The sequence below is a fragment of the Pseudomonas japonica genome (genome assembly GCF_013522925.1).
In the GTDB taxonomy this organism is placed as follows: Bacteria; Pseudomonadota; Gammaproteobacteria; order Pseudomonadales; family Pseudomonadaceae; genus Aquipseudomonas; species Aquipseudomonas japonica_A.
Genome location: NZ_JAAMQU010000002.1, coordinates 345,336 through 368,435, shown reverse-complemented (window position 1 = coordinate 368,435; position 23,100 = coordinate 345,336). Strand labels below are relative to the sequence as shown.

The 23,100-nt window shown below is 55.2% G+C and carries 21 protein-coding genes; 3 read left to right on the top strand and 18 right to left on the bottom strand.

The window, feature by feature from the left end:
* Nucleotides 1–370: 370 nt before the first annotated feature.
* The 3 genes from fabF to G7016_RS04355 all read right to left on the bottom strand — a co-directional run bounded on the left by fabF (nt 371) and on the right by G7016_RS04355 (nt 3,318).
* Complete coding sequence (gene fabF, locus G7016_RS04365) at nt 371–1,642, bottom strand: beta-ketoacyl-ACP synthase II (RefSeq protein ID WP_181111611.1); 1,272 nt, start codon at nt 1,640–1,642, stop codon at nt 371–373.
* Nucleotides 1,643–1,843: 201 nt separating this feature from the next.
* Nucleotides 1,844–2,158, bottom strand: coding sequence for a ComEA family DNA-binding protein (locus tag G7016_RS04360; protein ID WP_181111610.1), 315 nt, complete (start codon nt 2,156–2,158; stop codon nt 1,844–1,846).
* 104 nt (nt 2,159–2,262) lie between these two features.
* The gene (locus G7016_RS04355; RefSeq protein ID WP_258195059.1) at nt 2,263–3,318 is read right to left on the bottom strand and encodes a lactonase family protein; all 1,056 of its coding nucleotides are present in this window, start codon (nt 3,316–3,318) and stop codon (nt 2,263–2,265) included.
* Between the two features lie 205 nt (nt 3,319–3,523).
* Between G7016_RS04355 and G7016_RS04350 the strand changes: the two genes are divergently transcribed.
* Complete coding sequence (locus G7016_RS04350; protein WP_181111608.1) at nt 3,524–3,790, top strand: hypothetical protein; 267 nt, start codon at nt 3,524–3,526, stop codon at nt 3,788–3,790.
* Between the two features lie 62 nt (nt 3,791–3,852).
* On the opposite strand, the gene G7016_RS04345 is transcribed toward G7016_RS04350, so the two are convergent.
* The gene (locus tag G7016_RS04345; RefSeq protein ID WP_375139677.1) at nt 3,853–5,850 is read right to left on the bottom strand and encodes a polysaccharide biosynthesis protein; all 1,998 of its coding nucleotides are present in this window, start codon (nt 5,848–5,850) and stop codon (nt 3,853–3,855) included.
* A 238-nt stretch (nt 5,851–6,088) separates the two neighbouring features.
* On the opposite strand from G7016_RS04345, the gene G7016_RS04340 reads away from it, so the two are divergent.
* The gene (locus G7016_RS04340) at nt 6,089–7,048 is read left to right on the top strand and encodes a glycosyltransferase family 2 protein (RefSeq protein ID WP_258195058.1); all 960 of its coding nucleotides are present in this window, start codon (nt 6,089–6,091) and stop codon (nt 7,046–7,048) included.
* Between the two features lie 174 nt (nt 7,049–7,222).
* Here G7016_RS04340 and G7016_RS04335 read toward each other — a convergent pair whose 3' ends face one another.
* The 14 genes from G7016_RS04335 to G7016_RS04270 all read right to left on the bottom strand — a co-directional run bounded on the left by G7016_RS04335 (nt 7,223) and on the right by G7016_RS04270 (nt 22,570).
* Entirely contained in the window at nt 7,223–8,176 is a 954-nt protein-coding gene (locus G7016_RS04335; protein ID WP_181111606.1) for a glycosyltransferase, read from the bottom strand.
* A 44-nt stretch (nt 8,177–8,220) separates the two neighbouring features.
* Complete coding sequence (locus tag G7016_RS04330) at nt 8,221–10,080, bottom strand: glycosyltransferase (protein WP_181111605.1); 1,860 nt, start codon at nt 10,078–10,080, stop codon at nt 8,221–8,223.
* A 4-nt stretch (nt 10,081–10,084) separates the two neighbouring features.
* Nucleotides 10,085–11,002, bottom strand: coding sequence for a glycosyltransferase family 2 protein (locus G7016_RS04325; RefSeq protein WP_181111604.1), 918 nt, complete (start codon nt 11,000–11,002; stop codon nt 10,085–10,087).
* 1 nt (nt 11,003) lies between these two features.
* Nucleotides 11,004–12,074: an NAD-dependent epimerase/dehydratase family protein gene (locus tag G7016_RS04320; protein WP_181111603.1), complete on the bottom strand. Its 1,071-nt coding sequence runs from the start codon at nt 12,072–12,074 to the stop codon at nt 11,004–11,006.
* Entirely contained in the window at nt 12,071–13,108 is a 1,038-nt protein-coding gene (locus G7016_RS04315; RefSeq protein ID WP_181111602.1) for an acyltransferase family protein, read from the bottom strand. The genes G7016_RS04320 and G7016_RS04315 overlap by 4 nt, the downstream gene beginning before the upstream one ends.
* Nucleotides 13,092–14,366: an ABC transporter ATP-binding protein gene (locus G7016_RS04310; protein ID WP_181111601.1), complete on the bottom strand. Its 1,275-nt coding sequence runs from the start codon at nt 14,364–14,366 to the stop codon at nt 13,092–13,094. Before G7016_RS04310 ends, G7016_RS04315 begins: the two co-directional genes overlap by 17 nt.
* A 90-nt stretch (nt 14,367–14,456) precedes the next feature.
* The gene (locus G7016_RS04305) at nt 14,457–15,269 is read right to left on the bottom strand and encodes an ABC transporter permease (protein ID WP_181111600.1); all 813 of its coding nucleotides are present in this window, start codon (nt 15,267–15,269) and stop codon (nt 14,457–14,459) included.
* 93 nt (nt 15,270–15,362) lie between these two features.
* Nucleotides 15,363–16,220, bottom strand: a complete 858-nt coding sequence (locus G7016_RS04300) for an MraY family glycosyltransferase (protein ID WP_308812129.1) — start codon at nt 16,218–16,220, stop codon at nt 15,363–15,365.
* 149 nt (nt 16,221–16,369) lie between these two features.
* Nucleotides 16,370–17,317, bottom strand: a complete 948-nt coding sequence (locus G7016_RS04295; RefSeq protein ID WP_181111598.1) for an NAD-dependent epimerase/dehydratase family protein — start codon at nt 17,315–17,317, stop codon at nt 16,370–16,372.
* Complete coding sequence (locus G7016_RS04290; protein ID WP_181111597.1) at nt 17,314–18,228, bottom strand: glycosyltransferase; 915 nt, start codon at nt 18,226–18,228, stop codon at nt 17,314–17,316. Before G7016_RS04290 ends, G7016_RS04295 begins: the two co-directional genes overlap by 4 nt.
* 6 nt (nt 18,229–18,234) lie before the next feature.
* A complete protein-coding gene (gene rfbA, locus G7016_RS04285; protein ID WP_181111596.1) occupies nt 18,235–19,122 on the bottom strand; it encodes a glucose-1-phosphate thymidylyltransferase RfbA in 888 nt (295 codons plus the stop codon).
* Nucleotides 19,123–19,378: 256 nt separating this feature from the next.
* Nucleotides 19,379–20,113: a CatB-related O-acetyltransferase gene (locus G7016_RS25330; protein ID WP_181111595.1), complete on the bottom strand. Its 735-nt coding sequence runs from the start codon at nt 20,111–20,113 to the stop codon at nt 19,379–19,381.
* 73 nt (nt 20,114–20,186) lie between these two features.
* Nucleotides 20,187–20,765, bottom strand: coding sequence for a hypothetical protein (locus G7016_RS04275; RefSeq protein WP_258195057.1), 579 nt, complete (start codon nt 20,763–20,765; stop codon nt 20,187–20,189).
* 383 nt (nt 20,766–21,148) lie between these two features.
* On the bottom strand, nt 21,149–22,570 hold the full coding sequence (locus G7016_RS04270) for an MBL fold metallo-hydrolase RNA specificity domain-containing protein (protein WP_181111593.1): 1,422 nt from the start codon (nt 22,568–22,570) through the stop codon (nt 21,149–21,151).
* Between the two features lie 242 nt (nt 22,571–22,812).
* On the opposite strand from G7016_RS04270, the gene G7016_RS04265 reads away from it, so the two are divergent.
* Nucleotides 22,813–23,091, top strand: a complete 279-nt coding sequence (locus G7016_RS04265; protein WP_181111592.1) for a hypothetical protein — start codon at nt 22,813–22,815, stop codon at nt 23,089–23,091.
* Nucleotides 23,092–23,100 lie beyond the last annotated feature (9 nt).

The following is a 23,100-nucleotide window of genomic DNA, read 5'->3' as shown; positions in this document are numbered from 1 at the left end:
TGTGTGAACGTGTGGACAAGCTGGGGGGTAAGCGCTGGAGGCCGCGGTGCTCGTGGCTTTGCAGGCATTGAGCAGTTTCCGATCAACTGCCTAGGGGTTGTGCACAAAGCACGGGGACGCTTGTGTGGATAACCGTTGCACAACCCCCTGGAAGCCACGGGTGGCAGGGCCTGCGGCGACATGATCAATTTTTGATCAGCCCGACCTGCTGTTTATGAGTTATACAGCGTTTTCCCTATGTGATTGTAAATACAGCACTTATCCCTTTAAAACTTGCATGGCGCTGTGCATAAGCTGGGGGAACACCTCGCAAACCCACGGCTGGCGCGGGTTTGCGGCAACTGATCAAAAACTGAACAGCTCGATAGTGCTAATCCACCCAACGGCGGAAGATAACGCTCGCGTTCACGCCACCGAAGCCGAACCCATTGGACAAGGCATAGCTCGTGGACAGGGGTGTAGGTTCGTTCGGCCCCGCTATCGTGAGCGCACCGACGGCCTCATCCGCCGCACGGTAATTGAGCGTGGGCGGCGCAAGCTGATCTCTCAGCGCAAGCACAGTGAAGATAGCCTCCAGGCCACCCGCAGCGCCGAGCAAATGGCCCGTAGCCGATTTCGTGGCCGAGATGGTCAGCTCCGGCGCATCCCCGAACACGGCCCGCACGGCTTGCAACTCGGCCCGGTCGCCGACCGGCGTGGAGGTAGCGTGCGCGTTGATATGCCCAACCTGCCGGGGTTCAATGCCTGCCTGGGCCAACGCCGCCTGCATCGCACGCTGCGCGCCGTTGCCGTCGTCCGGCGCGGCGGTGAGATGGTAGGCATCCGCCGAGGTGCCATACCCCACCAGTTCTGCCAGCGGTACCGCGCCGCGGGCCTGAGCATGCTCGAGCGTTTCAATCACCAGCAGCCCTGCACCCTCCCCCATCACGAAGCCGTCCCTGTCTTTATCGAAGGGGCGGGAGGCCTCGGCGGCTACGGCATTGGGTGACACCGCCCGCGCGGCAGCAAAGCCGGCCAGGCTTACGCGATCGATGGCCGCCTCCGTTCCGCCGCATAGCGCGATATCAGCTTCGCCGGCGCGAATCATCCGCGCAGCATCCCCTATGGCTTGAACACCCGCCGCGCACGCCGTTACAGGGGCGCCCAACGGCCCACGGAAGCCATAGCGGATCGAGACGTTGCCCGCGGCCAGGTTGACCAGGAACGACGGAATCGTAAACGGAGACAGCCGCCGAGGGCCGCGCTCATCCGTAGTGCGCACTGCTTCGGCAATGGTACCGAACCCGCCAATGCCTGAGCCGATCACCGTCGCGGTGCGGGCCCTAGCCTCATCATCCGACGGTGCCCACCCCGCCTGCTTCAAGGCCTCTTCGGCAGCGGCCAGGGCATACACAATGAACGGCGCCATTTTCTTCTGATCCTTGCCGCTTACCACGGCTTCGGGATCGAAGCCGGCGGTTGGGTCTTCATCCCGCGAAGGTATACGCCCCGCTACCGCCACGGACAGCCCTTCCACCGTCGCGGGATCAAGCGCCCGGATACCCGACTCCCCAGCGATCAAACGAGCCCAGTTGGCCGCTACGCCAACACCCAGGGGCGACACCGCGCCCAAGCCGGTTACCACAATGCGAGGCGCGTTCATGGGCGGCCTCCACGGTGCAAGCGGATAAGGTGCAGTGCACGGTTGCAGGTTTCAGACAGGGACATGAAGGGCTCTCCACAACGCTTGGATGACAGTTATCATGCAAAGAGCTTGCGATGAGCAGGCTTAAGATGTCAACCAGCATTTAAAGAGCGGTAGCCCTGCCCTCCTTCCTTAGCGAGGGCCGGGCTTGCGGAGCGATTATTTAACAGCGAGGCGGTCGCGGTTCTTGTCCAGCAGGGATTTCCCGATCCCTTGCACCTCAAGCAGCTCGTCTACCGATGTGAAGGCGCCGTTCTGTTCACGGAACGCGACGATGGCCTGGGCTTTCGCCGCGCCAATGCCGGCAAGCTCCTTCTGCAGGGTAGTGGCGTCCGCCGTGTTCAGATTGACCAGGCTCTGGGCCATGGCCGCAGCGGAGGGCGTGGGTGCGGTGCTGGTGGTATTGGCCTGGGCGGCGAGCGGAGTGATAGCCAGTGCAGCGAGGAGAATGGAAGAAAGGATAGTCTTGCGCATGGAATGCTCCTTGACAGGTTGCACGGCACGTCATGAGCCGTGCACCTACCTTAGCGGAGCTGAAATCGAATACCAGTGTACAGCTGTTAGCGAAGTTTTCCGTGTTAGCCGAGCACCTCGATCCACAGCGCGCCGTCCCCTGAAGGGGCCTGGCTCACGCGGGCGATCCTACCGTCTGGATGAATGCGATAAGTGCCCACCACCTTGCTCAGCTCACCACAGGCAATCAGCCACTGCCCGTTAGGCGACACAGCAATATTGCGCGGTTGCTTCTCTTCGAGCTTATGGTTGTCGAGGTATTTCAGCTGGCCACCGTCTGCCACTTCGAACACGCTCACCGAACTGGTGGTGCGCTCGGTGATATACAGCAGCTTCCCGCCCGGCACCAGGCGGATGTCTGCACACCACACGCGGGGTGTAGGGTCATCGGCCAAGTTATTATTGCGGCTGTCCCGCACAAGGCCTTCGCTCAGGTTGAGCGACGCAGGGATGCCGCTTTCAACGCCAATTTGGGTGAGCGCACCGGTTTGCGCGTCGATGGCAAAGGAGATCACCGTGCCGCTCATCTCACCAACCACGTACATGTAACGGCCATCTTCGGAGAAGGCCATATGACGCGGGCCGGTGTTCTCATCGACCGTTACAAACCCTTCTTCAATCGGCTGTAATTCACCCGCTTGGGCATCCAGGGTGAATTGCAGCACGCGATCGACACCCAGTACACAGGCGTATACGAAGCGGTTGCTTGGGTCTGTACGCACCGAATGCGCATGCAGGCCGCTTGGGTATTTGCGGATCGCCTCCAGTACCTGGAGCTCGTCGTCAATGGGCTGCAGGGTTACCACGTCCTCCCCGTAAGAAGCGCCAAACAGGAAGCGGCCTTGGCGATCGGTGGCCATATACGATAGGCCCGCGCCAAGTGGTGCCTCGGCACGGCGTGTGAGCTTGCCGCTGCCGGCGTCCACGCTGAAGCTCACCACCTTTGGTGGTTGGCCGCGCAGCGCGCCGTAGAGGGTGCTGCCGTCCGGGGACAGCGACAACGCGTTCACCTTCTCCCCCGCTGTAAGCTGCTCAACCAGGCTCAGCTCACCGGTTTCGTCATTGAGGTGGTAATGGGTGATCAGCCCATCGTTGGGGCTGGAAATGTAGGCATAGCTCATGGCGGTCCCTCGGCAGGCAGTCAGATAGGCAGTCATCCTATGACCACTCGGCACCGCACTCAACCTCTGCCGCTGATCCGGGGCGTGTAACAGAAGGTGACGTTTCCATTGCACCACTTTGCAAAGGGGTGTCTAAAGTGAAGGAGAGCGCTAGCCGAAACCAGAACAAGGCCTACCGAACGCCGCTGATTGACGGAGATTCCCCATGAACAACGACATCTATTTGCTGATCGAGCACGGCCGGGAATACGGCGAAGCCTACGTACTGGGCTGGTTCGAGAACGAAGCCACCGCCAGGGAAGCGGCGTTGAAGATGGAATGGGACGCCTACCGTGCCGAGCTGCGGCACCCTTCGGGCTGGTTCAACGAAAAGCCCGTGCCGCCTAGCGAGGCGGACTACAAACGGTACTGGGTCAAGCCGTTGAGCAAGTTTGCGTATGCGCCGGTGGAGATGCCGGCGCAGGTGCATTGAGCTTCAAGCATCAGGTCTGTCAGCAGCCGGGTGCGTGGCTTCCTGCGCAGGCTCATCGGCCTTCAAGGGTCACGCCTCTGCTGCAAATGCTTCCAGTCGACAATCTCGTCTGAAGGGGCATAGCCACTCACCAGCTCTCTGAGTACATAACGCACACGCACGTAGTCATCTGCCTGCAAGGCATCCAGAAGGGACTGCAAACCGCCCTTCAAAGCCTCCCACCCCAATGCATCCTCCTGGGCGCACATGATCATCGGGTGGCGAGTCGTAGCAACGTTGTCCCCAATGAGCAGCTCTTCGTACAGCTTCTCTCCTGGTCGTAGCCCAGTGAACTCGATAGCTATATCGCCTTGGGGGTTCTTCTCGGAGCGTACCGACAAGCCCGACAGCCGTACCATCTTCTCGGCAAGCTCCACGATCCGCACCGGTTCGCCCATGTCCAGCACGAACACATCCCCCCCCTGCCCCATGGAACCCGCCTGGATAACCAACTGCGCCGCCTCGGGAATGGTCATGAAGTAACGGGTGACCTTCGGATGGGTCACCGTCAATGGTCCACCCGCGCGGATCTGCTTGTGGAACAACGGGATGACCGAGCCTGACGACCCGAGCACATTCCCGAAACGAACCATGGTGAAGCGTGTTCGGTTGACCTGGGACACCCGAGCCGAATCCTGGAACAACACCGGCGCGACCTCGCGGCTGAGCGCTTGCAGCATCATTTCCGCCATGCGCTTGGTGCTCCCCATCACGTTGGTTGGGCGCACAGCCTTGTCCGTTGACACAAGCACGAAGTTCGCGACATTGGTGCGTACCGCCGCCTGCGCGGTAAACAGCGTACCCATCACATTGTTCCAGACGCCCTCGGCCACGTTGTGCTCAACGATGGGCACGTGCTTATAGGCGGCGGCGTGATACACCGTGTCAACGCTCCAGGTGCGCATCACGTCGAACAGCTTCTCGGGGTTTCGTACGGAGCCGAGCACAGGCAACACTTGCGCAGCGATCCCGGTGCGCTCCATCAGCGCAGACAACTCCTGATGGATTGCATAAAGGTTGTACTCGCTGTGCTCGAACAGGATGAGCACCCTGGGCCGAAGCGCGACGATCTGCCTGCACAGCTCTGAGCCGATCGATCCACCGGCGCCAGTCACCATTACCGCACGATCCGTGATACAGCGTGCAAGCAGTTCCTCTTGCGCCGGCACGGCATCACGGCCCAGCAGGTCAGCGATGTCCACTTCCTGCAGGTCCTGAACGCTTACCCGGCCAGCCGCCAGGTCCGAGAAATTTGGAACGCTGCGAACGTGCAACGGGAAGCCCTCTAGGTACTCGAGGATTTCCCGTCGCCGGGAGCGGCTTACCGAAGGCAGCGCCAGCAGGATTTCCGTGGCGCCGGTTTCACGAAGCATCTGCTCCAGGTGCTTGGGCTTGTAAACGGCCAAGCCTGAGATCACGCGGTTAGCAATTGTGGAATCGTCGTCAATGAACGCAACTGGGCGCATGCGCTGGCCAAGCCGAAGCGCGGCCACCAACTGGTTTCCTGCAACCCCTGCGCCATAGACGGCGACCTTGGTCAGGCCTTGGTCACGCCGCATCCGGGGCACGCCTTGCAAGCCCATGAACCAATCCCCATGGAAGAACTGCCGCATTGCCAGGCGCAGGCCACCAGTGAGCACAAGGCTGATCCACCAGTAGTTGAAGATGATTGAGCGCGGCACGATGACTTTGTGGTCGCTGTACCAGTAAACGGCCAATGCGAGCACCAGTGATGACAGTGATACGGCCTTGGCGATGGCCATCAACGCGTCGTTGCCAAAATAGCGCATCACGGCACGGTACATGCCAGAGCGGATGAAGATTGGGATTGAGAAAAGCGGGGCCGTAATGAATAGCCAAGTATGCCTCGCAAAGGGATTACCCGCGTCATCGATGCCCAAGCGCACCACAAACGCCAGGTACAGCGCAAGCCAGACCAGTACCACGTCCGTCGTAACCTGCATCAAGCGCTTTTGACGGCGCGGGAGGTTGATCAGCCGCGACCGTAGTGCAGTCAGCATCATGCGGTGAGGCATCTGTACATAGGTAATTCCCCCGTAGAGTCTTTGCAATCTGGAAGGATAAGCCGGGCCCGGCAGACATTACCACCCTTGAATCATCTAGCTCCGGTATGTGCCTTACCTAGCTAGCCAGTACAGGTCGAAGCCATCGGCCGGGTTCTGGTATGATTTACAAGGTTTTATGCTGCCCCCATCAGTTGCAGCAATACCTGTTCAACTAACGGGAAAATACCAAAGCATGACGCTTGACAACCAGCGCGGAGCCCCTCCCGAAAGCCAACCGCTTGTGGCCATTTTAATGTGCACCTACAACGGCGCCGCTTTCCTCGCTGAACAGCTCCAGTCCATCATTGATCAGACCTACGACCGCTGGTTCCTCGTAGTCTCAGATGATGGTTCAACCGATGCCACCCTTAGGCTATTGGAGGAGCATCGGTCCAGATTGGGGGACCGCCTGACAATCCGCAGAGGCCCAGGTCGGGGCTTCGCTGAAAACTTCATGTCATTGGCTTGCGATTCTGGAATTGACGCGGACTACTTTGCCTTTGCCGACCAGGACGACGTATGGCATGCAAATAAGCTCGCCCACTCACTAAGCACGCTGCAACGTGCCGAAGCCACGGGCCAACCCGCCCTGTATTGCGGGCGCTGCAGGCTCGTGGACGAGCAAGGCCATTACTTGGGGCTGTCTCCGCTGTTTTCCCGTCGGCCGTCGTTTCGCAACGCATTGGTTCAAAGCTTGGCCGGCGCCAATACAATGCTTCTCAATGCACAGGCCAGAAGCCTGTTGACTAAGCTCCCAACTGAAGCGCACGTTATCGCCCACGATTGGCTGGCGTATCTCCTTGTGACGGCGTATAGCGGCCCGGTCATCTATGATGCCCAGCCAGCGCTCGACTATCGCCAGCATGCGCATAATGTGATTGGGGCTAATACGAAGCTTTCCGCTCGCTACAAGCGCCTGGGCATGTTGCTGCAGGGACGGTTCCGCAAATGGAGCCAGGCAAACCTGAGCATTCTGGAGCAGCTCCAGCCGCCGCTAAATCAGAAGGATGCAGAAGCTTTGCGATGGTTCAAGCAAAGCCATGGCACCCGCGGACTCAAGGGACTGTGGGCGCTTTGGCGCTCCGGCGTGTACAGACAGACCTTGGTTGGGCAGTGCAGTTTGTTGCTTGGTGCATTTTTAGGAAAGATTTGACCCCGAGCTTGCTCTTCACAATTACGCTATGAATAAAGCAAGCAATGGATTTAGCGTCGCCGCTCTCGGCGATAAATTTGGGACTTCGGCCCAAGTTTAACTCCGATGCCAGCTGACCGGCCGGGCGCCCCTTTACAAGGCACTCCATTGGTACATCTATGAGTACTTAACGAATTAGAACACAGCGTCCGAGACAAGTTTCTTAAATCCACCAGGATGGCGAAAATACCTAGGGGCAGAGATAACAAGACGCAACAATCGTCTCGGCAGGCGAAGCCTGATGGTATCCCCACGCAATCCTAGAAATTCTCGATGACTGAGCAGGGTCCGACAGGCTTCACCGCTAATATCTTTGCGAGCCAGTGCGAAGTCTAATTTCTGCAACCGACTATCAATGTACTTCAGCTTATTTTCACGAATAATGGAACGCCGTATAGTGGGCGCTGGATCACCCAAACCTACAGTATTAGATGAATGCGTTCTGTAACGTATAAATCCCTGACTGAGCGTTAGGCACTTTCCAAACAAGCTGCAATAGAGTGCAATCCATTCGTCATGAATCCAGCCAGAGGGGACAGGTAAAGCAGCAGCCAAAACGTCCCGCCTTACAGCCATCGTAGCTCCTGTCACCAAATTCCGGTTAAGAAAAGCAGTGACATGCTGCCCGCTATGGAGAAGATATCGTTCAAAAGGAGAAACTTTTAGCTGGTCGAATATAGTTCGACCCAAACAGTGGTCATTAGCATCAATCAATGCGGCATCTGAGTGAACCAGAACCAGTTCAACGTCCGTATTGAAAAGCACCAGTACATCGTGAATTCTGCTAGGCATCCACACGTCGTCTTGGTCGGAAAATAGCACTACATCCCCTTCTGCGAGAAGTATCGCGTCGGTAAAATTCTGTATGTAACCAACATTCAAAACTCGATAGCGAAGAGAAACTTTCCAGCCCTTGGCACGAAAGACGCTTGAATAGCCCTCTATGATTTCTTGAGTGCCGTCCGTGGAACAGTCATCGAAAATAATGATCTGCACCATCACTAGACATTCCTGCGAGACAATACTTTCCAACTGCGCTTTTAAATAGCGACTACCGTTATATGTACAAAGCACAATACTTATATTCATAAAATTGACCCGCCAGAAAGTTGCCAGACGGGTCTCTCTCCTATTTAACGAAAGCCAATCTTATACGCTATTCGTTTCAGCTTCTCGGCGACTCGAATACTGCTAGATTGTTGCAGTTGAGCTGTATAGTTCTCTAACGCTGCAGCGTCCATCGCCCAAAGCTGAGGATAAGAGAACCGCCTGCCTAGCAGCATACCGAACAGGCGTATGGGATAGGTTATCCGCCAAGCTTTACTGTGCAGACGATTGTGAATGCGATCTCTTAGCGCATTCTTATATTGTTCAGCCTCTAAGTCTGGGTGAGGCAGTGGAAGCAGCGGCTGCTCTTTACCTTGGTTGGAGCGCTCCAACCAAAAGGTTACCAATTGGCGTACCCTCGTCGCGCCTCCGGTATCTAAAAGCAGAGGAAGACTGTCGAGTTTCTTCCAGATGGCATAATGATTGGCAGTCCACTCCTCGGAAGAATGGACGGTAAAGGAAGATTCACCGCTATGCCACTGCCGGTAGATAGATGTAATCTCCGGGCTAGAGCCTACACCACAGATAGCCGCGGTGCGGATGAGGAAATCCCAATCTTCGGTAGTTGTCAACGTGTCATCGAAGCGCAACCCCAAAGCGCGAAAACAATCTGCAGGGAATGCCAAGCTAACCGGTGGGGTCTCATTTTGAATAAGGTGAGTAAAATAATCAAAATGGTTTGGGTAGCGTGTCTCCATCCCACCCACAGCGCGAACGCTCTTAGTGCCGTGCAACGTAGTAACGGGTTCCCAAGACTGAGCTACGGCAGTCGCCCGAAGTACGCGACCCGGATTGGTGACAGCGAGGCTTTTAAAATGCTCTACCCAATTCGCCAAGACAATATCGTCATCATCCAGGATTGCGACATAGTCCCCTCGAGCGGAACTGAAACCTACGTTCAAGGGCTCGGTCCGATTGCCTTTATCAACTAAGATAAAGCGAACTTTTTTCCTAAACGTTGCATGCGTGTCGTCAATCAATCGCTCGACCAATAGCTGGCTAGCCTTATCCAACCGATGGCCTATGATCAGCAACTCGAAATCTTGTTCAGTTTGCGCTGATAGGCATAATAGCACGTCCCGAAGAGTATCAGGCCGCCGACCTTGAGTACGGGTAATAATAGATAAGAATGGGCGCGATTCCGACTTGGCTGGCTCTGGCACCACTGGCCCAGGCAAACACAACCTCACAAACTGGTTTACACTAGCAGAGGCGTCTACGCCATCCCTTAAATTATGCAGAAATTTATTTAAAGGTGTGGATGTAGCAAGTGCGGGATGATAAGTGGGAAAGTGCTGATCACTTTGCTCCAACAATACATCATACCGATCTATTTCGTGAAGACCTGCACGACTCAGAAGATCTGAAACGATTTTGTCGTTGAAAAACTGTAAATGGGTTTTATCAAGCAAACCTTTCTCAGTTTTGTCCCAAGCTCCGAAAGCCAACTTGAATCCGACATCCCTATGAGCCATGTTTGGAACTGTTACAAGAATAGGGCAGTTAAACTTTAGCGCCACTTCCCTGAGAAAGATAAGAACTTCCAAAGGATTAGCTACATGCTCAAGAGTGTCTAGAATAGAGATGGATAATACTTTTTCACTAGCAATGGCATCATCCAAGACCCCTCGCGCAGCGGCTAAATCACTAAGATCAAGTTTGTGCGCTCGTAATCCCCGACTGCGCACTGCTTCCAGGGCTTCGTCATCAATATCAAAACCGACGTATGTACGCTCCAGCTGCGCTTCTACAGCCTCGCCTAAGCGTGCATAACTACAGCCAATGTCTAAATGCAGACCTTCTTCAACACGAGTCTTACGGCCAATGACCGCAAGAGTGTGACCATACACATTATCGTGAAAAACGGGATTGTCGTAGGTTCCCATAAATCTATAGTCCGAATCGATGTTTAGTATAGAAGTCGCCTTCGAAGCTCGCAACTTTATGCGAAGGATCTATTGGCTCGGGCAACTTATTTTCCTGTTTAAGCTGATGGTATTTTTCCGCTGCGTCCGTAAGGTTTCGATTTTCCGAGCTTTCGAAGGAGTGCAGAAGCGACGATACTAAATCAGGCCTCGAATATTTGTGCGCCATAAGAATGGCTGCTTCGGCCGAGTAATATTGCTCACTGTTGGTGGGGGCCCACTTACCAGTAGTGCTTAACCGCTTATCATGATACACCGAAGCGGATGGTTGATAGATAACCTTATAACCAGCCAGCCGCATGCGCCAAGAAAGATCTACATCATCGCAATAGAGAAAGAACGTCTCGTTATCGAATCCTCCTATCTCGTTTACGACGTCCCTGGGCATCAGAGCACAAGCCGTCGTAGCCCAACCAGTTTCACCTGTAACTTTATTATATTCTTTGGGATGCTCAATTGGCAGCTGCCTTGCCTCCACAAGCCCTACAGACTTCTCGGAGTACGGTCGAGCTAACTCAATCAAAGCATCAGGAGCTAGCATGACATCTGGATTCATTATAAGTACATAATCAGACGCGGCAGGCTTTAACAATCTGTTATGCCCGCCCGCAGAGCCCAGATTAGCGTTGAAAAAATCAACATTGACATCGGCCAAGGCATACATTTCTTCCCGCATCTTATCTAAGCTTGGTTCGTCAATAACCTGCTGCGGCGATGAATCGCCGTAGATAATTTCAACTGACGAAAAAACATCTGCTGCGATTGCCAAGTCGGCGGCGCGATTTAAATGCCGTACTGTCTGCAGTATGCGATTAAAATCATTCCCATACAGCACTGAATGAACACGAAGCGAACCGAGACTCCCCCTGAGTTTGGTAACCATCTTACTTGATTCCTTTTGCCAGCTGATCGATCCAGGTGCAGAGAGCATCAATCCCAGCTTCGAAGCTCACCTGCGGGCGCCATGAAATCAGTTCCAAGGTTGGATTAAGATCACAACTTGCTGACCTAACATCTCCCTCCCGATAAAGTCCGCAAATGTGCGGATCAGGAGCGCCATACCGTTTTGCAATTAGATTCGCAAGACGATTTATTGTATTTGGAACACCGGAACCGATATCTACGATATGGTTGCCCAAATTTCTATCTAAAACCTCGATCAGCGCATTTGCAACATCAGTTATGTATACAAAGTCCCTCACTATTTTTCCATCCTCATATACTGGGATAGACCTGCCAGACTTCGCCAACTGTGTGAAGAAGGGCACGATACCTGTATAAGGATTCGTCAATGACTGCCCTACTCCATAGACATTTTGAAGGCGTGTTATAATCAGTTCCACTCCGTATGCATCGCACCAACACCGCAAGATTTCTTCTTGGGCAAACTTGGTGATCCCATAGATGCTCGTGGGTTTTGGCAATGTAATGACAGCAGAGAATGGTGTCGGCAATAGCCCCGGAAAGTCCCACTGGTTATTATCCAGCATGGCTTTGGTCCGCATTCCCGGGTACGTCAGACCGCCTTCGGCATCACGCCACCCTCCTTCACCATACACCGCCCGACTACTTGTCAGTATGATCTTTCTAGGTGTTATGCTGTGCTTGGAAAGCGCATCCAGCATGCACGCAGTTCCGGACACGTTAACGTTTGAATGACGATATGATTCCGTAAGCGACTGCCCCGTACCTGTTTCTGCAGCCAAATGATAGATTACGTCTGGCTGATACACTGAAAGCACTGCGTCCCAGCTATTAGAGGATGTGACATCGCCCAAAACAAATTTCACGTCGCTATGTAAATCCTTAGGCCTTACCCGTTGGGAATGTACCTGAGGATGAAGATTATCCATGACAACTACCTGAGCAAAGCGCTCGGTCAACGATTTCGCTATTGCGCACCCGATAAATCCGCCCCCCCCAGTGACTAGGCAGATCTCATTGCGGTCTTTCATACAACGCCCCTTTTAATTAGTGGATGGCTAACAGCGGGTAAAAATCTTTTCTCAACAAAATGCCAAGACAAGTACCCCAGACCTATGCAAATTGGTATGGAAATAATTGCATTGAGCACTGGAGACATGTGACCACCGCACATGTAAATTATGCATTGCTGGACGGGAAACCCGTATAAGTAGATCCCATAGGACGGATCTCCATATTTACCAGCTTCACGTAGAAACGGTGTCGACGATACAGCAAAACTGATTATTACATATGGACCTACTGCATATAGTGCTAGCTCGGCAAGAACAGGATTGATCACCTGCATGAGCGAGATAAGTAGTACCAAGAAAAGAGCCCATCCCATATCCAGTACCCCCGGGATCATGAATCTTGCCAAGCACCCGCCTATAAAGAAATAAGGTATGACGTCTAAAGCCATTATCAGATCAGAGCCATAAACAACATATCTCCACTTTCCTGGAACCAAATGGGTAAAGTACAAGCTGGCTGCGCATGTAGTTATAGCCACTAGAATTAAAGAAATCCGGTTTGCCATCGTTGTAAGCATGAACACAGGGACTAAAACTAGATACATTAGAAACTCTACGGGGAGACTCCACAAAGATCCATTCACTGCTACTGGATAACTGTTAGACTCAAATACACCAGGGAGATTGTAAACGGGATACATAAATATGTTTCTAAAATAGGTCTTGAATGTCGGAGACCCAAAGTACTGTGCAAAATCTAATGTTGAGACCAATGGTCCAATTACGAACGCGCATACAATCACGACTACGATAAGCCCCGGAAATATTCTACGAATCCTTTTGCTTAAATAGTTCGTAATATCACCATCTTTCATCAAGCTTTTTGTTACAAGATAACCACTTATTGAGAAAAATATTTTTACCGCAACCGCTTGAATTGAACCGAAAAATAAGCTAGGCGCACTAGTTGCCGTCAGCGGAAACGCGTGCCCATAGATTACGACAAGCGCTGCCAAAATTCGTAAGCATTCGAAATTATTCCGCGGGCGCATTATTGCCTTCCTTTTTCTGCAGCGCCATCTCGATCATTGGGATGCCCATTAATCCTGTGGCGATATTTTTTGATGCACTATTGATTATTAACGCTTCGTCTATCCAAGCCTGTACCTCGTGCGATTCTTGCGAGCCATCGCTGACCGCAACCGTCACTGAGTAACTACCACCTGGCAGCACAGGCATCACGAAGCTGAATGCAGCTTCCCAAACTTCGCCGGGTGATGCAAACCTAGGTTTCTCGACGAAACGTATATAGGTATTGTCTCCAAACAAAGGTAGTCCGTTTTTGTTTTTTACTAAAAACCCTACAATCGTATTCGTGATAGCCGAAAGGGTACTAAATGCTATTTTTAACGTAACGTATTCCCCTCCCACCACCCAGGTCAATCTTCGAAAATTCAAATCCTGAATACAAACATCCATAATTTGTGCGCCCCCCGTCCCAAATACCCTGTCGTGCAGTGAGGGGAAACTCACAGAAAGCTCGTTGATCAGCCGGGTAGAATTGACAAAATCTCTTCGCTGGTCATAGTAGGTAGCGGGTTGTGACTGGCCAGAAGACGGCTCTGCTTTTTGTGCTATATCTCCAGATATAACCTGAGATTTGCTATAGAAATCCTTAAGATAGTCTTCCATCACGGATTTTGGATCTCCAAACCTTCTTACAGTCCCGCTATCAAGCCAGGCGACTTTATCGCATAATGCCGCCACTGAGGTCGCATCGTGACTGACAAACAGAAGCGATCCGCCTTTCTTTTTGAAATCTGAAAGAAAACGCATGCACTTTTGTACGAAGTAGGCATCTCCAACAGCCAGTGCTTCGTCTATTACTAGAATATCAGCGTCAACATGAGCAATAACAGAAAATGCCAAGCGCATGAACATACCGCTGGAATAGTGCTTCACCGGCTGGTTCTGGTGACCCTGAAGCTCTGCGAATTCAATTATGACATCAGCTCTCGCCCGCACCTGCTCTTCGGTGAGCCCATATATTTGTCCGCTCAGCAATACATTTTCATACCCCGTGAATTCCGGGTTGAAACCCGCTCCTAGTTCTAGCAAGGCTGCAACGCGACCGTCTACTTTCGCAACCCCTGAAGAAGGAGCCAGCGTTCCGCATATGATTTGTAGCAGCGTAGACTTACCCGCCCCGTTTCGGCCTACAATTCCAACCGTTTCGCCTGATTTGACCTCAAAGCTGACTTCATGCAATATCTCATGCTGCTTGAAAAATGCTTTGCGCCTGATGAACATCTGAAGCAATCGATGAAAAGGCTTATCATAGGACAGAAAACTTTTCGAAACGGATTCTACTGTTATAACGTTCAAAAGAGCTCTACCTTATTACAGAACATCCGAAAAACCGTGGCGTGTGAGCTTGAACCACTGGTAGGCTAGCCAAGCTGCAGCATAGGATCCCGCATAAGCATATGCCAACTCAAGTGGATCAATTGAGTAGCCGTATATAGTCACGTTGCGTAGATTCTCTATAAACCATGTCATCGGATTCAATTGAATGTAAATTTGATATTGCTCAGGAATAGATGATAGAGGAAAGAATACCGGCGAAACAAACAGCAGCATTGAGACGGAGAGTGTTATTACCTGGCCTAGATCTCTAATATAAACACCCAGTGAAGACAGCATCCAGCTTATCGCTGTGACGCCCATGCATAGCGGCGGCAGCAAGAAAATTCCCTGCCAGAGCGTACTTGATATGCTTTCTTGGATGACGGCTATACCAATGACTAGTATTGCGAGGCTGATGAGCAAATGAAATAGTGCCGAACCTACAATGACAATGTTAAGAGCTTCTAGGGGGAATACGACTTTTGTCACATAGTTTGAATTCTCGAGAAACAGGGTCGGGGACTTATTTAGACATTCAGCAATGAAGGAATGAATTACCATGCCGCTAAAAACGAGCAAAGCGAAGTTTACCGTTCCGCCGTTTTCCAGTGCAGGCCATTTAGCTTTGAATACACTTGAGAAAACAAAGGTATAAACCACGAGCATCAAAAGCGGATTAAAGAGGGACCAGGTAATGCCAAAGACAGACCCCTTATATCTGCCAAGAATCTCCCGCACCACCATTCTTTTGATCAAGCTGAAGTTTGATATTAATATACCTATGACCTGTGTTGCCGAGCTTGACATCTTCCGCCCCTAATTTTGTAAAAAGTTTAACTTACTGTTCTTCTTTTTCTAGATCGCGATCTGCAGAACAAATGACGGCAGGGGGTTGCGTGTTCAGTTTCGGATCTTGTCGTCTCGTAACCAGTGACGTAATAAGAAAAGTGGTAGCATTGCCACACTTACCCCAATGATCGGTTCCACGACCTCATTAGCAATTCCCCAAGCAATCGGCAACAGCCACCCAAGATTTACCACTGCCACCGCCGCCGTTACCTTACCATGGCTTCTGAACCGCCTCGCCGCATGCTGATAGCCGTGGTTGCAATGGGCCTCATACACACGCTCCCTGCGCATCAGCCTCATCACCAGCGTCCAGGTAGCATCGACAACAAACACTCCCATCAACACCAGCCCTGCCCAGAACGCTTGGGACGAATGGCTGGCGATCTTAAGCCACAGCAGGCCGATCACCAGGCCAAGAAAACCACTGCCCGCATCACCCATGAAAATCTTCGCCGGAGGTAGGTTCCAGCACAGGAAGCCCGCCGATGCTGCAGCTAACAGTAGCGCCAAAACTGTGTCATGCGGTGTGCCGTAGCTATAGCTCAACCACCCCAGGCCCAAGCATACCGTTACGGCCTGCACTCCAGCGATGCCGTCGATACCGTCCATGAAGTTATAGAGGTTGAGCAGCCACACCAAGCCTATCACCAGCGGCACTGCCAGCAAGCCGCCAGTGAGGTGGACGTCGCCGTACAGAGGTATCACGGGCCAGGTGGCCAGCAGTGCAAGCCCTGTTCCGGCTGCGATGAAATGGCCAAGCAAGCGCCAGCGGGCAGCGATGTGCCCGTGGTCGTCGGCAAAGCCGATGGCGGCTACGCCCAAGCCTGGGATACCTAGCGCACAAGCATCGGCCAGCGAGATCACCCCCAGCGCGACGGCTCCAAGCAAGCCGGCCAAGAACGCGGCCACAATACCTACCCCGCCACCCCGTGGTGTAGGCACGGAATGGGAGCTTCGGGCGTTAGGCACGTCCATCAGTTGCTTGCGCAGGGCATAACCACATACGCATCCGGTAAGCACCGCTGAGAGCGCAAATACGACCAAGTAAAGAACGGCGCTCACTTTGGCTCCTTGTGATAGGCATGGGCGGTCTGGTGCAGCACTTCTGCCATAGGCACGGGTGGTCGCCATTCCAATTGCGCACAGGTGTGCTGCAGATCCACTTCCAATGGGTCGGTCAGCCGGCCGACTATGGCTTGCTTTCGGATTAGGGTGCCGGCAATGCGCAACCAACTGGCCGGGACGGGAACAAGTTTCGGCTCCCGGCCCAGTGCGCTGGCCAGAGCCTTCATCAGTTCGCTGGTGGTCGGTTGTTCGCTGTCCCGGGCAAGGAATACGCCCTGCTTAGTGGCCCCTGTGCTGTGCACTGCCAAGTCAGCGAGGTTGTCCACTGCAATCATGCTTCGCCGATTAGCCAGCGCGCCGAAAGGCAATGGCCAGCCACGGTCGAGGGCTTTCATCAATGCTCTGAAATTGGCCTTCACACCCGGACCATACACCAGCGGTGGGCGGATGATCACGACCCCCATGCCGCTCTGAGTGGACAGCGACATCAGCGCCTGCTCGGCCTCAAGCTTGGACTGCGCGTAGGGATCTTGCGGCGCTGGCGTATCCTGCGCTGTAAAAGGCCCGCGCCCTTGGGTAGTTTCCCCGTTCACCTTGATGGTGCTGATAAACACAAAGCGCCGCACACCGCACGCCGCCGCATGCGCCGCCAAACGTGCGGTCGCCTCGGCATTGGCTGCCCGATAAGCTTCGAGTGGGTCTTGCGCGGTATCGGTCATCACATGCACCCGCGCGGCGCAGTGGATCACCGCGTCGATGCCGGTGAGGTCCGGCAATGCCTGGGCTACCAGGTCGTAGACCACCGCCCTCCCCGGCCCGGCCCAGCGTTCCGGCGCACGCACTGCGGCCACCACGTCGGTACCCGGTTCCCGGGCAAGGCGCGCTGCTACCGCTGTGCCCACAAAGCCCGTTGCGCCTGTGACCAATATCGAACGGTTCACCGGGGCGTACTCCGGCTGAACAGGCGCGCCAGGCACAACGCGGCGAAGTACAGGCGGTCACGCGGCCGGCGGCGGCATTGCCGGGCGTGCATGGCGAGCCACACCAGCCCGCGGCGCCCGCCGTCAAGTTGACGTTGTAGCAATGGGGGGCAGCCGACCAGGCCGGCGATCAAACGGATCTGCCCGAACCACCAGCCTGTCTGGATACGGCGGTACCTAGTGAGCAGCGAGCGTGCCCCCACGTTGGCGCCCACCGCGTTGGCGGCATGCTGGCGGTAGCGCAGGCCGGGCTCCGCGTCGATAAACCAAGCCCGGCCGCTGGCGCGCACTAGCGCATACAGGTACCAGTCGTGGAGGGTGATACCGCTCAAGGCGCTAGCCTCAGCGGTGAGGCGCACCTTGATGAATTCAGCCAGCGCTTTGGTAAACACATAAGTACAGCCCGGTCCCGCAGCTTCGAAAAAGTGATCATACGCGACCTGCGATTGCGCCTTGTGCAACAGGCGGGTCCGGCCGTCCGGCCAGAAGGCGGTCACGTTGGAGGAATAGGCTTCGCACTGCTGCGCACCTAGCTGATCAGCGGCGCGTTGCAGCTTTCCAGGCAGCCAATGGTCGTCCTGGTCACTCAGCGCCACCAGGTCGAAGCCTTCGAAGGGCACCTCGGCGAGCAGGCGAAAGAAGTTCGCTGCCGCATTGCCGAAGCGGCCGCCATACGGCAGCAGATGGATGCGAGGGCTCGCTCCTGCCCGCTGGCGACACTTCTGGAAGGTGTCGTCCTCGCACAGGTCCACACTGATAAAGAGCTCAACGGAGACGCCCGATTGCGACAGGATGGTATCGATCTGTTCGCCTATCCACTGGCTGCCGTTGAAGGCAGCCATCAGGACTGCCACCCGCGGAGTGCTTACCATACTGGGTTACAGCTGGGTTTCATTGGCGATTTTCAATAGGTACTGCCCATACCCCGTCTTTGCTAGGCGCTGCCCCTGCTCTACCAAGGACTCCTTGGAAATCCAGCCTGCATGGAACGCGATCTCTTCCAGGCACGCCACCTTTAGCCCCTGCCGGTGCTCGATGGTATGCACGAAGTGGCTGGCTTCAAGCAGCGATTCATGGGTGCCGGTGTCCAGCCAGGCGAAGCCACGGCCCAGCAGTTCTACGTTCAGCGAGCCTTGTTCCAGGTATACGCGGTTGAGGTCGGTGATCTCCAGCTCGCCACGCGCCGAGGGCTTGATGGCCTTGGCAATTTCTACCACTTGGCTGTCGTAGAAGTACAACCCGGTCACCGCGTAGTTGGACTTGGGCTGGGCGGGTTTTTCCTCGATGCTGAGCGCGCGGCCCTGTGCGTCGAATTCCACCACGCCGAACCGCTCCGGGTCTGCCACGTGGTAGCCGAACACGGTCGCGCCTTGCTGCTGGTGGGTCGCAGCGTGGAGGTTGTCGGAGAAATGCTGCCCGTAAAAGATGTTGTCGCCCAGGATCAGGCAGCTGGGCGCGCCCGCGAGGAATTCTTCGCCGATAAGGAACGCCTGAGCCAACCCGTCCGGGCTGGGCTGCACGGCGTATTCGAGCTTCAGCCCGAACTGGCTGCCATCGCCCAACAGCTTGCGGAAGGAAGGCAGGTCGTCCGGCGTGGAGATGATCAGAACTTCCCGCATGCCTGCCAGCATCAACACGGACAGCGGGTAGTAGATCATCGGCTTGTCGTACACGGGCAGCATCTGCTTGGACGTACCCAGGGTTAGCGGGTGCAAGCGTGTGCCGGAGCCTCCGGCCAGAATAATGCCTTTGCGCGGGCTTGCCATGGTTACAGGTTCCTTTTGCTATGCCTCTGCCCTCACCGGGCCGGCTTTCCATAAATGCCTCGCAAGGCAGCAGCCTCGCAGGCGCGAAACGTATTGCTCCCGTTTATCGCAAGGCTGCGTAGCTGGGAAACAATACCAAAAACAAGGATATGAATGAAGCGAACGGCGAAGGGACGATTCTGAATCGAGCCTTACAGAGCACACCTTGCGCCTTGGCACCTCATTCGACATGCCAGGGCGCTTATGCCCGCCTGGCTTAGTTCATAGTGATGCGAAGCGGAGTGTGGCTTATCCTAAGCGTGGTGGTTTGCAGGCGTGGCAGCGCGCTATTAGTGCCCAACTGAGCTACCAGCAGGCTGGGGTTTTCGATGGCGAGGCCGCCTAGCGCCTCCAACTGGTAATCCCACCAGCAGGTCGCCATGAGGGCCTGTCGTGTCGGCTCGTCAAAACGGTAACGCACCACCCGTGCCGGAGACCCGGCCACAATGGCGTAGGGAGGCACATCTTTGTTTACCAAAGATTGCGCACCTACCACCGCACCCGTGCCGATGGTCACCCCTTTCATGATAATCACGTCTCGGCCAATCCATACGTCGTGGCCAATGATGGTAGGGAAGTCCGGCCCTGGGTCTGTAACGCTTTGCGCGTCCGGCGCCTGGTCCAGCCTTGCCTTCAATACTGCATGGCTGGTGGATAGCCAGTTCAAAGGATGTGACCGCCGGTCCTGGCCAATGACCACCCCGGCCGCTACAGAGCAATACCGGCCAATATGGCTTACATGGTGCAGTTCGCTTCCACTGACGATGTCGGTGTAGGCGCCTATCTGCAGTTGCCGGGAGAAGATCTTTATGTCGTGCAGCTTCACGCCTTCTTCAAGCGTGAGCTCCCCCTCGTTCCTGAGGCCGCGAATGCCGCTGTCGAGCCGGCATTGGTTGCGGGCTAGCCCGCGTTTGAGCCTGGCGTTCAGCCACAGCCGCGCGAATACATTCATTACGGGGAGACTGGTCCTTACTGAAGGGCTGGGCGCCCCAGGGCTGCAGGGTGTTGCAGGATACTAACGGACCTTAACCGCCAATGCGCCCTTTTAGAAAGATTTCCCTGCGCTCAAGCCGACCCACATGCTCATGCTTGCACACCACGTACGTTTGCCAGAAACGCTGCCGATCTACATTCGCAAAGCCATCCAAGGCTTCACTCACCAGCGCATCGTAATCCGCCTCGGTAATGTAGCGGTAGAGTTCGCGGTGATAGATGAAGCCAAACTGGAAGCCCAAGGTCTCGCTCAAAAACCGAGTCGGGATCGAGAAACTGTTTTCCAGATCGATCGCCAGGACCGTGTCACCTTCGACGGTCGGCATCATCACGTTCGCCGCCCACAGGTCCATATGGGCGATACCTTGCGCATGAAGAGACCGAATCAGCTCGAAGGCGGCCCGGGCAAACTGCCGAGCCTCTCTTGGGTGCGCTTCGATCCAGCTTAAGCCGTCAACATGCTTACCCAGCAGCGGGGTAAAGAGAAACAGCCTGTCCACCAGCCCCACCTTGGAACGGCCATAGCCAAAGCCCATTAACCCTGCTACCGGGGCGCCACGCTTGAAGGCTTCGGCCGTGTTACGGAGTTCCTCGACAGGCCAGTCGTACATACCATTGCGCCGAAGGCGGCCGGTATGCACCCGGAACCGCTGCCGCAGGGAATCCAGCTGTTCCTGCTTCGCAAATATTGCGTTCTGGGGGTTACCCAGCGGGGCACTTATGCGCCTTCCCTTCGCTGGGCCCGTGATCATTTGCTCTACTTCAACCCGTGCAGCGGCTGATAGCTGTGTCCTGAAGTGAAGCGTGGCAGTGGCATGCTTGAGCCGATAAGGGAATTCGGCGATCAGTAGTTTTTGCTGCCTTGCCACGCAACTGCCTCTAGGTATCAAAATGCCATTTACACAATATTCACATTTTTTTCACCTTGTTACAATATTCCACAGCATTGCGTGATCAGCGCTTGTTGGGCTAACGGGGCAAACCTTGTCTTGTCCTAGACACTCTCCGTGACATGCCCTATCACACGAATTTCAGGCTGTGCTTCACGCAGCGCCTTCGCCAGCGCAGCCTTGGCCTTGAACTCACCATGCACCAACCGCACCTCTTTCGGCGGCGCCTCTATTCCGCCCACAAACGCGAGCAACCCCGCTTGGTCGGCGTGGGCCGAGTACCCTTCGAGCGTGGCCACACCAGCGCGAATGTCGTAGCGCTCGCCATCAAGGTCAATACCAAGAAAGCCTTCCGCGCCCTCCGCCGCCTGGATCACTGCACCCGGGGTGCCTTTGGCCTGGTACCCGGAAAACAGTACGTTGTGCCGAGGGTGCCTGAGCATGGCCTTGAGGTAGTTCACGATCCGCCCTGCCGAGCACATTCCGTTGCCGGCAATAACGATGGCCGGGCGCAGCGTGCTGCTGAGGTAGTTGACGGTGCGCAGGTGTTGCTCGTGGTTGTCGATGGTAATCAGTTGTGGGAACGCCAACGGCGATTGCCCGGCTTGGGCACGTGCTTGCGCTTCTTCGTTCCACCACGGCTGCAGGTCGCGATAGGCCTGGGTGATTCGGCTTGCCAGCGGGGAATCCAGGATTACCGCCAATTGCGGCCAGTCCACAATGTCTGAGGCATCTCCCCTGCCCTGGCTCAGCGCCTTGTGGCGAATAATGGTTTCGATATCGGCCAACAGCTCCTGCGCGCGCCCCAGGCTGAAAGACGGAATGAGGATAGTACCCTGGTCTTCGAGGGCCTGTTCGATCAGGCGGGCCAGCCGGGCCACGCGATCTTCGCTCCCGCCATGCATTCGGTTGCCATAGGTGCTTTCCAGCACAAGCACATCGGCGCGCTCTGGCGGCACTGGGGGCCTGAGCAGCGCGGAGCGGCCGCTACCCAGGTCGCCGGAGAATACCACTCGCGTGCTTCCTGGCTCGCCCGGCTGCTGTATATCGAGCTCGACGTAGGCGGACCCCAGCACATGGCCGGCCCGCTGCAGCCGCAAGCGACAGCCTGGCTGGTCAGGCAAGGCATTCCACTGGCCGTAGGGCAAGGCCACTGTTCGCTGGGCGACCAGGGCGAGGTAGCGTTCCACCTTCGTCTGGTCCCGGGAGATCATCAGTTTGAAGGCGTCTTCGAGCATCAGCGGCAATAGCTTTGCAGAGGGCTCGCTGCAGTAGATAGGCCCATCGAACCCGGCCGCCAGCAGCCAGGGAATACGGCCGATGTGGTCCAGGTGTACGTGCGTTATCACCAGCCCGGCGACGTTTTCTACGGGAAAGTCGATTGCATTACTGCGGCCGTTGGCTTCACGCCCCTGGAACAGCCCGCAATCCACCAGAAGGCTTCGGCCATTGCCTAGCTGAACCTGATGGCAGGACCCGGTGACGCCTTGGTGGGCACCGTGGTGGGTAATATCTGGATACGGCACTGGCTCCATTCCTTTGTGCGATGGGGGGCAGGATTTAGCCGTGTATCCATCCGGAAACCCTATAGGCGCTGATCCGAAATACTTCGTGAATCGTTGATTCGTAAGTAAAGTTTTCTACGCTTCGGGCCTTGTTTGAGGTAGGTTTGGGGTATCAGGCCGTAGCCGCCGATACAGGCGGATAACTACGTATAAAGCCGTTCAGCCATGGGCAACGCACCCGGGCAATGATCATAAGGGCGGGCATGAAACGTATTCTGGTGGCGATAGCAGTGCTGGCGTTGTGTGGGTGTGCGGCGGATTCGCAATCCCAGATCCGGCAGGGGAAAAAGGGCCTCAACATCAGTTGCTCGGGGCTTACCTCCTCGTGGAACCGCTGCTACAAGCGAGCGGAGAAAGCCTGTGGCGGTGACTACAAGGTGCTCGCCCGCTCGGGCCAGGACGGCGAAGACGCCAGCGAGTATCCATTCGGTATCAACCCGGCGGGCTATACCAGCCGCAGCATGATTGTGTTGTGCCGCTGATGTCAGGGT

What these genes read in the sequence shown, in the direction of transcription:
- fabF (WP_181111611.1), bottom strand. Translation starts at nt 1,642, where the DNA reads ATGAACGCGCCTCGCATTGTGGTAACCGGCTTGGGCGCGGTGTCGCCC.
- G7016_RS04360 (WP_181111610.1), bottom strand. Translation starts at nt 2,158, where the DNA reads ATGCGCAAGACTATCCTTTCTTCCATTCTCCTCGCTGCACTGGCTATC.
- G7016_RS04355 (WP_258195059.1), bottom strand. Translation starts at nt 3,318, where the DNA reads ATGAGCTATGCCTACATTTCCAGCCCCAACGATGGGCTGATCACCCAT.
- G7016_RS04350 (WP_181111608.1), top strand. Translation starts at nt 3,524, where the DNA reads ATGAACAACGACATCTATTTGCTGATCGAGCACGGCCGGGAATACGGC.
- G7016_RS04345 (WP_375139677.1), bottom strand. Translation starts at nt 5,850, where the DNA reads ATGCTGACTGCACTACGGTCGCGGCTGATCAACCTCCCGCGCCGTCAA.
- G7016_RS04340 (WP_258195058.1), top strand. Translation starts at nt 6,089, where the DNA reads ATGACGCTTGACAACCAGCGCGGAGCCCCTCCCGAAAGCCAACCGCTT.
- G7016_RS04335 (WP_181111606.1), bottom strand. Translation starts at nt 8,176, where the DNA reads ATGAATATAAGTATTGTGCTTTGTACATATAACGGTAGTCGCTATTTA.
- G7016_RS04330 (WP_181111605.1), bottom strand. Translation starts at nt 10,080, where the DNA reads ATGGGAACCTACGACAATCCCGTTTTTCACGATAATGTGTATGGTCAC.
- G7016_RS04325 (WP_181111604.1), bottom strand. Translation starts at nt 11,002, where the DNA reads ATGGTTACCAAACTCAGGGGGAGTCTCGGTTCGCTTCGTGTTCATTCA.
- G7016_RS04320 (WP_181111603.1), bottom strand. Translation starts at nt 12,074, where the DNA reads ATGAAAGACCGCAATGAGATCTGCCTAGTCACTGGGGGGGGCGGATTT.
- G7016_RS04315 (WP_181111602.1), bottom strand. Translation starts at nt 13,108, where the DNA reads ATGCGCCCGCGGAATAATTTCGAATGCTTACGAATTTTGGCAGCGCTT.
- G7016_RS04310 (WP_181111601.1), bottom strand. Translation starts at nt 14,366, where the DNA reads ATGTTCATCAGGCGCAAAGCATTTTTCAAGCAGCATGAGATATTGCAT.
- G7016_RS04305 (WP_181111600.1), bottom strand. Translation starts at nt 15,269, where the DNA reads ATGTCAAGCTCGGCAACACAGGTCATAGGTATATTAATATCAAACTTC.
- G7016_RS04290 (WP_181111597.1), bottom strand. Translation starts at nt 18,228, where the DNA reads ATGGTAAGCACTCCGCGGGTGGCAGTCCTGATGGCTGCCTTCAACGGC.
- rfbA (WP_181111596.1), bottom strand. Translation starts at nt 19,122, where the DNA reads ATGGCAAGCCCGCGCAAAGGCATTATTCTGGCCGGAGGCTCCGGCACA.
- G7016_RS25330 (WP_181111595.1), bottom strand. Translation starts at nt 20,113, where the DNA reads ATGAATGTATTCGCGCGGCTGTGGCTGAACGCCAGGCTCAAACGCGGG.
- G7016_RS04275 (WP_258195057.1), bottom strand. Translation starts at nt 20,765, where the DNA reads ATGTACGACTGGCCTGTCGAGGAACTCCGTAACACGGCCGAAGCCTTC.
- G7016_RS04265 (WP_181111592.1), top strand. Translation starts at nt 22,813, where the DNA reads ATGAAACGTATTCTGGTGGCGATAGCAGTGCTGGCGTTGTGTGGGTGT.